This is a genomic window from Massilia antarctica, assembly GCF_015689335.1.
GTDB classification, from domain to species: Bacteria; Pseudomonadota; Gammaproteobacteria; order Burkholderiales; family Burkholderiaceae_D; genus Telluria_A; species Telluria_A antarctica.
The window spans coordinates 4,711,896-4,724,614 of record NZ_CP065053.1 but is presented as its reverse complement, the minus strand read 5'-3'; the positions used below and the strand labels follow the sequence as shown (position 1 = coordinate 4,724,614).

Genomic DNA, 12,719 nt, shown 5'->3' with positions numbered 1-12,719 from the left:
ATTCTCATGTCAGGAAATTAGCGGGCCAGCGCGCGATTCGCGTCCGGGTCCTTGCCTTTGAATACATTCTCGTCAAACTTGAAGCGCAGGCGCACGAACCATCCCTTGGAGGTGTAGTCGGCGCTGCTCAGATCGCGTTCGCGGAAGCCGCTCACGTTGTAGCCGGTCGAGAGCCACAGGTTTTCCTTGACCAGGTAGCCGACCTCGACACCGCGCGCATACTGGCTGCTACCCCGGTTCTGCGGACTGTGCAGATACGCGGCAAGCACGCCGATATCCCAGTTTTCGGTGATGTCGTACACCACCCGGCCCGATGCCATCCAGGCGCTGTAGGTCTGCTGACCCTGCGGCAGGTTGCGCTCGTGGCTGGTCTTGGCAGCCAGGCGGCCGGTGCTCCACCACGGACGGCTCGGATGGTAATCCAGATGCGTCGAGACGATGTGCGCGGCGTAATTGTCGCCATCGATGCGGGCGCCGTCGCGCACGTTCTTGTATTCGTAGCGCGCCAAGCCGTTGAACTGGTTGTGGTCGACCGGACGCCATGCAAAACCCAGCTGGGCGCGTTCCTGCAGGCTGTTCGCCAGCGGCTTGCCGCTGAGGTCGTCGTTATTGCGCGCGAGCAGGGCGTAGTTGCGGGCCAGGACAGTCCAGTCGCGGTCGAGCTTGCGAACGAAAGACAGGGTATTCAACCACTGGTCCTGCGACTGGTTGCCGATCTCGCCCGGGCTGTCGAACAGGCGGCGCCATTCGAGCTTGACCGAGGCTTTCCACAGCGGATTGGCGGTGTAGTCGAGCGCCGTCGCCAGGGCCACGCCCTTTTGCTGGCGGCCGTCGAACACGTGCAGGTATTCCGCGTTGGTGCTCACGGCCAGGCCTTCGGACAGGTTCCAGGTGTTGCGCGCGCCGCTGGCCAGTTGCAGGTCGCGTCCATCGGCCAGTTGGGTGTCGATGGAGTCGCGCAAGCGGTACTCGGAGAAGATGCTGGCGCCCGGCAGGTAGGTCGATTCGACACCGGCAACAAATGCATTGCTCTTCTCGGCAGGATTCAAGGCGTAGCGCGATGCCAGACCGGTCTGGTTCTCGTAGCGCGCATACGCGCGGCTGCGCTCGGACAATTGATACTGCGCACCGAGCTCGTAGCGCTTCTGGTTGCTGTCGGATATGCCATGCTCGATCACGCCGGTCAGAGTCAGCGAATCGGTCGCCTTGTACTGGGCGCCGATCGCCACCGTATTGGCGTCCAGGGTGCCGCGCGTACCCGGCGTGGTGGTCGCGCCGACCGGTGCGAATGCCGTGACGGTACTGCCGTTGACCGGGCTGATGGCACTGTTGGTGTTGCCAAAGCCGAAGAAGCCGCCGCTCGGATTCAAGCCGTTGGCGTTCGAGACCACGCCGGTGTTGCTGGCCATGCCCACCTGGTTGCGCAGCTCGCCCTCTTCCTTCATGTGCTGCACGGAGAAGTCCAGGGTCAGGCGCGGATCGGCTTTCCACAGCATGCCGACACGCACGGCGTCGCGCTGGGCCACGACCTGCTGATCCTTGCTTTGCAGCGCGCTGCCGTACACGGTGGTGGTGGACGTGAATTTGGCGCTGACGTTCACGCCGGCATCGCTGTGGCCGGGGCTGATACCGGCCGCGGTATTGTTAAATTCATTGTCGGCACGCTGCCAGTAGGCACGCATGTCGAAGGCATCGCTCTTGTGCGACAGCGCGACGCGCGCCGCCTGGCCCGACGCCGAACTCGACAGCTCACCGGCCTGCCCGCTCGGGGTGGTGAAGACCTGGCCGTTGGCCGTGTAGCTGGTCGATTCGCTTTGCGCAAATTCGGCCACCACGCTGGTCTTCGGCGCCAGTTGCACGGTCGCGTTGACGCTGTTCAGGCGGTACGGCGATTGCGGGTTCTTGTCGTCCACGGCAGCCATGCCGATGCTGATGCTGTCGGTCAGGCGGTATTCGCCATTGACGCCCATCACCCAGAAATCTTCGCCGCCCTGCTCCACTTCGTACGTAACGCGGATCGATTGCGGATCGCCTTCGGGAGTCAGCGATGGCACTGCCTGCTTGAACAGGATGCGCCCCGAAAACGGCTCGAAGCTGTAATCGTCCAGGCGGCGCAGCGGCGTGACTTGCTTGACCAGGTCGGTCTGGTTCTTGTCGCGCACGATCAGTTCGACCCGCTCGGAATTGGTCAGCGCGCCATTGTTGCGCACGGCGAATGGTCCCGAGCTGCCGTTGGCGCGGTATTCTTCAATCACCTGTTTGGCGTTGTCGTGGAAGGCAAAGCCGCCCAGGTTGCCGCGTCCCAGGTCCCAGTTGCCGCGCAGGCCGGTGGCGGTGCGCTGGTACTGGCCGAGCTTGCGCGCTTCCATGCCCGTGTTCGGGCCGGGCACCGACGACATCGTGCCTTCGCTGGTCGAAAAGTCGCCGTACAGCACATAGCTTTTCTTGTCGTCGATCCGCACATACAGGCGGCCGGCCGAGCGGGCGTCGAACGCGGTGGTGGCGCTGTCGCCGTAGACCGGGTAGAACTCGTTCGGATTGATGTCGCGCTGCAGCTTCTCCTTGGTCTGCTGGTCCGAATCGTAGGCGGCCGTCAACAGCTTGCTGCCGAGGATGGTGCCTTTGACGAAAAACGCGGTACGGGCGCTGGCGTTGGCCTTGCCGCTGTTGAACTGGCGGCTCCAGCGCGTGATGTCCTGCTCGAAGCCATCGTTAAAGCGCGCTGGCGCGAGGTCGCCGGCGCTCAGGGTACGCTTGCTGATAACGCCTTCGATCAAGCCCACGGCCAGCATCTGGCGCAGTTCTGGAACGAAGGTGATCACGCCCTGGGTGCTGATCTTGCCGCCGTCGACGCGCAGCAAGACTTCCTGGGCGGCGGCCGGGGCCAGCAGGCGGAATTGCGCCTTGCCGTTTTTCACGCGCAGCTGCACGCCGGGGGTGACCTTGTCGGCGTCGCCGCTTTGCGGACCCAGGGCATCGGTGGCAGCGCCGTCGAGCAGGATGCGGCCGGCCGATGCTTCCAGGGTCAGCAGCACGTCATCCGCCAGCGGCTGGCCATCCTCGCCCAGCACCTGCACGCTCACGCGCACCGGCGACTGGCCGTCGGCCGGCACGCCGTCGCGGTCGGTTTCGACCAGGATGCGCGCGACCTTGGCGCTGGCGTCCAATCGCCCTACGGGACGCCCGCTCCAGAGTTGCGGCGCAGCCATTTGGGCACGCAGGCCGGCATCGGCCGGGGCCGATGGCAGCGCTTGCGCGCCGGCATTCGGGAAAGCGCAGGCAACCGCCAGCGCGCCCGCCAGCAGGCGGACGGTGCCGCGGCGTTGAATAAGAAGAAGTTTTTTGTTCGTCATGGTGTTCATCTGGGCCAGGCGGGATGGTTGCTTATTGCGCACGGGCTTCTCCCGCGCCGGCAGGGATTGCTCCCTGGCGTGGCTTGACCAGTTCCTGGTTGGCGCTGTCGGTCGCCTGCCGCGGCGCGGCAGGTGCTTTGCTGTCGAACTTCAGGCCTGGCAGGCGGATCGCTTCGGTTTCCGGCGCGCGTCCCCCGCCCTGGCTGCGGCGGGCTTTCACCTGCTCGATGACCGGCGCCGAGCACGAACCCTCGGCAAAGTCGCCGCGCAGCAGCTCGCCGTTCTTGGTGTCGAGCCAGATGCTGTTGGCGTCGCCCAGGTTGCGGTTGCTGGTCGTCGTCAGGCGGCTGCCGCGTGGCAAGGTCAGACTGTCGGCCTTGATCACGTGCGATTTCGGCGTCAAACCGCAGAAGCTGTACTTGCCTTCCACATCGGTGGTGAACGAAGTGCCGTCTTCCAGGTACAGACGCACTCCCGGCACACCCAGCTCTTCGCTGTCCTGCACCGAGTTACCGTTGCAGTCGACGAAGACCTTGCCGGCCACGCAGGCTTGTGCGGTGAACACGCCACCGGTCAGGCGCACCTTGTACTCGGCCTTGTTGGACGGGTAGGCGTCCGGCACCGGCTGGTAAGAACCCGGCGTGACGCAAGCGCCGGCCACGTTACAGGCGTAGGCAATCGCACGGTTGATGCCATCGCCCTGCAGGCTGCCGACGCCGGCACGCAGGCGGTAGGTCAGCACGGCTTGCTTGTTGCTTGCCAGCGGACCCAGGTTGAAAGCCAGGACCGGGCCGACTGCCGGCGCCGGATCGGCCACCGGTTTGCCATCGACTTTCACGGTGCCAGGCACCAGCGAGAAGCCGGCCGGCAGGCTGTCGCGCACGGTTGCCTGCGCTACCGCGCTGCCGCTGGTCTGGCGCACGGTCAGGGTGTACAGCAGGCTTTCGCCCATTTCGAGCTGCTGCTTGTCGCCGGTTTTGGTCAGCGCCAGGCCAGCCGCTTCGACCTTGTCGATCGGCAGGTGGTTGTTCACCACCGGCGCGCCATTCGTGCCCACGGTGAACGTGTAGTAATACTGGGTGGTGTCCGCACCGCCCGGCACCGCGCCGACGCAAGCGTTCGGCTTGTGCAGGTTCACGCTGGATACTGGAGCGCCGTCGGACTTCTGGATCAGCGCCGCATTGGCGTTTGCCATGACGGACGCGGCACCCTGGCACGCCGGGATCTTCGCCGACTCGGCCGGTACGTAACCCGCTGGATAGCTGGTGATCGCCAGTTTGTAGACACCCGCCGGGAAATCGTTCAGCAAGCCGAACTGATACACGCCATCGCTGCCGGTGGTCTGGTTGACCGCGTCCACGCCGCCCAGCAAGTGACGCGCCGGGTTGAAGCCAGCCGGACCGGTTACGGTCACGACCGCGCCACGCACTGGTTGACGGGTGGCGCTGTCGTACACGACGCCAGCCGGGGTCAGTGGCAGGTTCTGCTCGGTGATGTCGCTGTTATCAAGCACGGTAATGCCCGTAATCTTGCCGATCACCGGCGTGCCCACGTTACCGCCCGAGGTCGGGACGATCGGCATGCCGTTGCCATCCTTGGTGAAGACGATCTCGAAGCCTGGACCGGTCGGCAAGCCCGTGCCTTCATAGCCGGCGCAATGCAGGCTGTCGAACTGGTAGTAGCCCTTGGCGTCGGACTTGACGGTGCAGACCGGCTTGCCGTTCTGGGTCAGGACCACGGTCCAATCCTTCACGCCTTCATGGTTTTCCGGACGGGTGCGGGTGTGGCCGCGGTCCATCCAGACATAGCCGCTGATGATCGGGGCGCGGGTTTCCGGACCCGGACGCACGCGCTCGCCGAACAGGTATCCGCCCACCACGCCGCCATTGGCCGCGATGATGTCGCTCGTCACGGTGAAGTCGGCGATCGTGTTTTGCGACGGCGCGGTGCCGTAGCTGCTGTTATCGACCTTGCCGCCTGCAACGCCGGCGGTTTCCTTGCCATCCATGTATTTCGCGGTCGGCAGGTCGGTCTGGGACTCGACCAGGGTGTAGCGGCCGGGAACCAGGTTCTCGAACACATACTTGCCATCAGGGCCGCTGATTGCCACGCAGCCCATGGTGCAAGCATCGACACCCGTCAGGGTCACGTGCACGCCAGGCAAGGGGATTTCGCCCGCGTCCATCTGGCCGTTATGGTTGGCGTCGACATACACATAGCCTTCCAGGCGCGCGCGGCGTTCGCCGAACAGGTAGTCGGTGCCATCCTGGGTCACGCCCAGCTTGATGGCCGAGATGGTGTTCTTCGGCGCCGAGTTGTCGAAGGCGCTGTTGTCGACCGAGCCGGCGGTGATACCAGCGATCTTGCCCGCGGTTTCCTTGCCATCCGTGTAAGCGGCCGGCTGGGTTTCCACCAAGCTGTAGGTGTCGGCCGGCAAGCCGACGATCAGGAAGCGGCCATCCGCATCGGTGATGGCACGGCCTGCTTCGCCCTTGCCGCCGATGGCGCTGACCGGCACGCCGGCAATGCCAGGCTCGCCGGCGTCCTGCACGCCGTTGTGGTTATCGTCGCGATACACCACGCCGGCCAGGCTGCTGCCCGCTTCGCGGAAATCGTAGTCTTTCGCATCGGTGTTGGCCACCAGTACGATGCCGCTCATTTTGTTCGGACCCTTGTCGAGCGTGCCGCCGACCGTGCCGAGGGCGCTGCCGGTGTTGGTCGGGAAGTCGCCATATGCTGGCGGCTGGGTTTCCACCACGGTGTAGGTGCCCGGTACCAGGTCGACGAACAGATAGCTGCCGTCGGCGCCGGTCACGGTGGTGCGCGCGGCAACCGCCACGCCATTCGCATCGATACCGGTCAGGGTGACGCTGACGCCGGCCAGTGCTTCGCCAGGCTCGCGCTTGGCATTCTTGTTGCCGTCGACATACACAGTACCGCCGAGTTTGGCCAGGCCATTGAGGGCCGGGTTGATTTCGCGGAAGTCGTAGCCGGTCGCCGCGCCGCCTGCAGGCGGAATGACGATGGTGGTCACCGTGTTCAGGCCGGCGCTGCCGCCGCCCAGGAGACCGACCTTGGTGCCGGTGGCAGCCTCGAAATCGGACAGGCCGGCTGGCTGGGTTTCAACCAGGGTATACGTGCCTGGCGCGAGCACCGGGAACAGGTAATTACCATTGATATCGGTCTGGACAGTACGGACCGTGCCGTCGGTGCCCCTGAGGGTCAGGGTAACGCCGTTGAGCAACTGCTCGCCGCTGTCGCGCTTGCCATCCTTGTTGCTGTCCACGTACACGGTACCTGCCAGGGAACCGGTGCTCGGTGCGCCGCGTTCGCCGAACAGATAGTTACCGGCGGCCGTGCCCGGCGCCAGAGTGATGCCAGTGATGCTGTTTTTCGGGGCATTGATGGTGCCGCCCGCCGTGCCGGCGGCATCGATGCCGTCCAACACGCCACCCGGCTGGACTTCGACCAGGGTGTAGCTGCCAGCCATCAGGCCGGTGAACATGAACGAGCCATCGGTGCCGGTCGCCATGGTGCGCGGCACGGGGCCGTTCAGGCGCACGACGACACCGGCCAGCGGCGCATCGCCGGCATCGCGCACGCCGTTGTTGTTGGCGTCGAAATACACGCTACCGGCAATGCTGGCGCCGACTTCGCGGAAGTTGTAGTTGACGCCATTGTCGCCCTGCGCCAGGCGCAGGCCGCCGATGACGTTGGTCAAGGCCGTGCCCGAGGTGACGCCGCCGATGGTGCCCGGCTGGCTGCCGGTGTTGCCCGGGAAGTCGTTGTAGCCGGCCGGATGGGTTTCGGTCAGGGTGTAGCCGTTGTTGTCGCTCGGACGCAGCTGGTCGAAGCGGTAAGTGCCGTCGGCCGCAGTGGTCGTGGTCAGGGTGACGGGCGCGCCGCGGTCGTCGCTGCCGGTCAGGGTGACGGTCACGCCGGCGATCTGCTCGCCCTTGCTGATCTGGGCATCCTGGTTGCTGTCCGCATACACGGTACCGCTCACGCTGGCCGGGAGCAGTTCGCCGAAGTTGAAGTCGGTGTGCGTCGTCGCCACCGCATAGGCGATGGTGCCGATCACGTTGGCGACATTGTCGACGCAGGCCGCGCAAGGCGCGCCGCCGACCTTACCCTTGCGGGTGATGCCGTCGAGGTAAGCGGTCGGCTGGGTTTCGGTGACGGTGTAGCCGGCGCCATTCGCATTGCGCAGGAAGCTGAAGGTGTACGCGCCATCGGGGCCGGTGGTGGTCACGCAGGTAGCCGCGCCGCAGGCGTTGCCGCCGCTTGCCGCCGTGCCGGTCAGGGTCAGGGTCACGCCGCCAATGCCGGTTTCGCCCGCGTCCATGATGCCGTTGTTGTTCTTGTCGGCATACACAAAGCCGCTCAGCTTGCCGGTGGCTTCGCCGAACAGGTAATTGATGCCATTCTGTCCGCCGGAGAGCACAACGCCGGTAAACACGCTGTTGCCGGGTGCCAGGCCGAGGTTGCCCGGCACGGTGGCGCCGGTGCCCAAGGTATTGGTGGCGTCGATATAGTCGACCGGCTGGGTTTCGGTGACGGTATAGCCGCCGCCATTGCTTGCCGGCAGGCCGGTGAACAGATAGTTGCCGCTCGCGTCGGTCGTGCCCACGCAGGTGCTGACGATGGTGCACACATTGGCGCCGGTCGCGGTGGTGCCCGACAGGGTCACGGTCACGCCAGGCAGCAGGGTGTCGGCGCCGTTCAGGGTATTGCTGCGGTCGGCATCGAGGTAGACCTTGCCCGCCAGGCTGGCGGACGATTCGCCGAAGTTGTAATTGCTGCCGAACTGGCCGGTGCCGATCACGATACCGCTGAACTTGTCATTGGTCTTGGTGCCACGCACCACGCCATTGACGGTACCGACCGTGTCGATGCCGTCGGCATAGCTCGACAGCGGCGCGCTGGCCTGGCTCTGCTCGGTCAGCACATAGCCGGTCGCATCGCTGGCCGGCAAGCCGGCGAAGCCGTAGCCGCCGCTGCTGTCGGTAACGATGGTGCACGGATTCGGCGAAATCGCCACGCACACGCTGGTGCCGTTCGAGGTATTGCCCGACAGGGTGACCGACACGCCGGCAATGCCGGGTTCGCCCGCATCCTTGATGCCGTTGTTGTTCAGGTCGGCATAGACGATGCCGCCCAGGCCCTGCCCGCTTTCGCCGAAGTTATAGTTCACCGCGGCGTCGCCCGCCACCAGCGGCACATTGCCGATGGTGCGCTTGGTGGCGCCGATGACCGGGGTATTGGCGGCCAGCGCGGAGGCGCCGTCGTTGCCGCCCTTGCTGCCGATGGTCATGCCGGTGTGGGTCACGCCTGGCAAGCTTGCCTGCACCACCTGGTAAGTACCGGGACGCAGGTTCGTGAAGCTGTACGAACCGTTGGCGCCGGTCGGCACGGTGGCGTTCACGGGACCGAGGTCGTCGCTGCCGCTCAGGGTCATGGTGACGCTGGTCACGCCAGCGCTTTCGTCGGTGGTCGGCACGCCGGTCACGTTGCGCACGGCATTGGTGTTGAGGTCGACGAAAACGAAGCCCGACAGGGTCGCCGGTTTCAGTTCGCCGAACAGGTAGCCGGTCGCATTGGTGGCGGCTGGCAGGACGATGTTGCTGATCTCGTCGCCGGCCGCGCCGGTGGCGGTACCGGCAACGCTGCCGGCGGTTTCCTTGCCATCGAGGTAGGTGGCCGGCTGCACTTCGGTCACTTTATAGGTGCCTGGCGAACGGTTATCGAACAGATAGGCGCCGCCGGCCGTGGTGGTGGTGGTGACATTGGTGACGGTATTGCCGTAGATGTCGACACCGTCCAGGCGCAGGGTGACGCCGGCAATGCCGGTTTCGCCCGCGCCCTTGGCCGCGTCGTTATTACTGTCTTCGTACACGATGCCGGCGATCGAGGACGCTTGCACGGCCACGGTGGCGCAGCCGCGGTTATCGACGGCATTGCGCTCGACATCATTGGTGCTGGCGTTGCCGCAATTTTGCAGCGCGGCATTGACGGCGGTGGCGATCACGGGCACACGCACGGTGGCCGCCTTGCCGCTTTCCAGCAAGCCGACGTTACAGCTGATCGTGGCGCCGGCGCTGCAGGTGCCGCTGGTCGGGGCGGCGTTGTTGGTGCTCCAGGTCAGGCCGGCGTTGTACGGCGCCGCATTGTATGGCGCGGCCGCGCCGCCGGTGTAGAGCGTCAGGCCGGCTGGCAGGCTGTCGGTGACGACGGTGCCGCTGCTGTTGCCGGGACCGGCGTTGTTCAGGGTCAGGACCCAGTAGAACGGCTGGCGCAGCTGTACCGCGGCGGCGACGGCGTCGGCGGTGCCGTTAAAGGCGAACGCGGCTTTCGTCAGTTTGAGGTCGACCCGCATCTTGATGGTGGTGCTCTGGTCGGCCGTGTTGTTCGGCATCAGCAGTTCCGGCTCGCGCGAGGACACGGTGACGGTCGACTGGTACGTGTCGCCCGAACCGGTCGGCTGGGTGTCGACGTGGAAGTCGAGGTACAGGTCGGTGCTGGCGTTGTTGCCCATCAGGATGTCGGCGGTCGGGAAATTGCAGGTGATGCTCATCTGCGCCGGACCCGTGACCACGTTGCCGACCTGGGTGCAGTAATTGGTATACGCCTGGCCGTCCGGCAGCAGTTTGCCGCCGAGGAAAGTCATGCTCTTGCCGACAGGCGGCTTCATCAGGTAGGTCAGCACCAGCTGGGTGGCTACCGAGGGACCGCGGTTGGTGATGGCGTTGCGGTAGGTGACCACGTTGTCCGGGAATACGGGACCGGCGGCGGCCGGCACGAAGCCCATCGGATCGACGTTGTCGGTGTTGTTGACCAGCAGGTCGAGCGTGGCGGGGGTGACCGCCAGCGCATTGGTGCCGCTGTTGTTGCCGTAGTTGCTTTCGTTGCTGCTGGTGGCCACCGTGGCCGTGCTGCCGATCGTGCGCGGAGTCGGCGCGTTATCCATATAGTCGGGACGCACGGTGATGGTGACGGTGCGGGTCGCGCCGGACGCCATGTTGCCGATGGTGCAGCTCAGGGTCTTGGCCGCCGCATCGTAGGCGCAGCTGCCGCCGTTGCTGGCAACGGCCGACAGGAAGGTCATCGAGCCTTCCGGAATATTGAACACGTCGACGACGGTCACGCCATTCGCGGTGGACGGGCCGTTGTTATTGATCGTCAGGACGTAGGTGGCGTTGGTGCCGGCGGGAACCGAGCCGGGGGTCACGGTGTTGGTGACGGTGACGTCGGCGACCGGGTCGACCTGCACGTCGGCGGTGGCGACGTTATTGCTTGGCACCGGATCGCCTTGCGCGTTGGAGCGCACGCTGGCCGAGTTCACCCATTTATTGCCGGCCTGGCCGCTGCTGTCGAGCAGCGGACGGGTGACCGTCACGCTGATTTCCGCCGTGCTGCCGAGCGCCATCGTGCCGCTGCTCATGAAACAGGTGACGGTCGCGCCCGGGGTGCAGCTGAACGCCGCCGGGCTGGTGCCGCCCGTCTTCGATGCGTTCACCACGGTCTTGCCGGCGATGAAGCCGGGAATCGGGTCGGACAGGATCACGCTGGTCGATTCGCCCGGACCGGCATTGGTCACCGTCAGGGTGTAGGTGATGGTCGGCGCGTTCCAGTCCAGGGTGCCCGGGGCGGCGGACTTGGTCAGTTGCAGGTCGGCCGCGTTCGGGGTCAGGGTCGATTCCGAGGTCGCGCTGGCGCAGTTATTGGCCAGCACCGGATCGACTTGCACGCCGCCGCCATCGGTGAAGACGGCGCAAGCGGTATTGGTCAGGGTGCCGGAGGCGGTGGCGGTGGTGGTCAGGAGCAGGTTCGGGGTCGAGGCATTCAATGCCAGGGCCACGTTATAGGTACAAGTGATGTCCTGGCCGCTTTGCGGTGCGCAAGTCCAGTTGCTGCCGCTGGCGCTGACAAAGGTTTCACCGGCCGGCAGGGTTTCGACGAGCTTGACTTCGCCGATGGCGGCAGCGCGCGGGCCGTGATTGGTCACGCGCATGGTGCTGACCATATTGTTGCCCTGCGCAACAGGATTCGGCGTCTTGGTCTTGGTGATCGACAGATCGACGCCGTCCGGCACGATGCTGACATTGACCGAGCCGCTGTTGTTGGTGAGGTCGCCATCAGGCGTATCGCTGGCGATGGTGGTGGTGTTGGTGACAGCGGTCTGGGCGGCGACGACCGGCGCGGTGGCGCTGATGACGATGTCCTGGGCCGTGCCAACCGCGAGACTGGCGCGCGTGCAGCTGACATTCTGGCTGTTGACGGTGCAGGTCCAGCCGGTGCCGCTGGCGCTGACGATGGCAAAGCCCGCAGGCACGCTGTCGCTGACCACCACGTTGGTGGCCGGCAGCGGACCCAGGTTGCGTGGCGCCAGGGTGAAGCTGACCGGCTGGCCGCTGCCCACCAGGGCCTGGGACACGGTCTTGGTCACGGCCAGGTCGGTGCCGACGGTGATGATGGTATTCGCCGACGAGGCATCGTTGGCATTGTTGAAATCGGTGGCGCTGCCGCTGATCGTCACCACGCCGGTGCTGGTGATGGTGCCGGTGGTGGTGCCGGTGGCCTTGGTGTTGATGGTAATGTCCGGCAAGGCGCCCTTGGGCGCGCTCGGACGGTTACACGTCACCACCTGCCCCGCCGCCCCGCACGACCAGCCGGAGCCGCTCGCCGAGGTGTAGCTCAGGTTCGGGCTCAGGGTGAAGGTGGCCTTGGTGGCGCCGGCCGCGTCGGGGCCGTTGTTGGTCAGGTTCGCCGTGTACACCAGCTTGCCGCTGGCCATCAGGCTGGCGGGCGAGCCGTTCAGCACCAGGGACAGGTCGGCGCCATTGTCGATCGTGGTCAGCTGCGAGAGCGCATTGTTGCCGACGTTGCTGTCGGCATCGGTGGTGCTGACCGCCGCCTGCATGTTGACCGTCTGGCCGGCCGTGGCCAGGGTGCGCACGGTCAGGTCGATGTCGAGCAGGTCGGCGGTGCCGGCGCCGGCGCCATCGCCCGCCACTGTGGCGTAGCTGCAGGTGACCTTGCTGGTGCCCGCATCGTACACGCAGGCCGGGTCGGACACCGACACGAAGCTGGTCTGCGGATCGAGCGTGAACACCACCTTGACGTTATTGGCGACGTCGCTGGTGTTATTGGTGACGGAAGCGGAATACAGAATGGTGCCGCCGCGCACGGCCGGGTCCGGCGTGTCGGTCAGGCGCGATACCAGCAAGTCGACCGCGGCTGCCTGAAGAGGCAGCCCCAGCAAGGCAATCGCTGTCACCCGGAGCAGGCATGCGAACGCACGCGAGGATCGGGACTTCACCACTGGTAAGGCGCTTTTGAACATTATTGGCTTCATCAATTAAGAAT

2 protein-coding genes are annotated in these 12,719 nt (G+C 65.6%); both read right to left on the bottom strand.

From position 1 onward, the window contains the following. Window positions 1–17 precede the first annotated feature (17 nt). Window positions 18–3,395 carry a porin family protein gene (locus tag IV454_RS20990; protein WP_206087665.1) on the bottom strand — a complete coding sequence of 1,126 codons (3,378 nt, stop codon included), beginning with the start codon at window positions 3,393–3,395 and terminating at the stop codon, window positions 18–20. Next, entirely contained in the window at window positions 3,385–12,630 is a 9,246-nt protein-coding gene (locus IV454_RS20985) for an SdrD B-like domain-containing protein (RefSeq protein ID WP_206087664.1), read from the bottom strand. The genes IV454_RS20990 and IV454_RS20985 overlap by 11 nt, the downstream gene beginning before the upstream one ends. Window positions 12,631–12,719 lie beyond the last annotated feature (89 nt).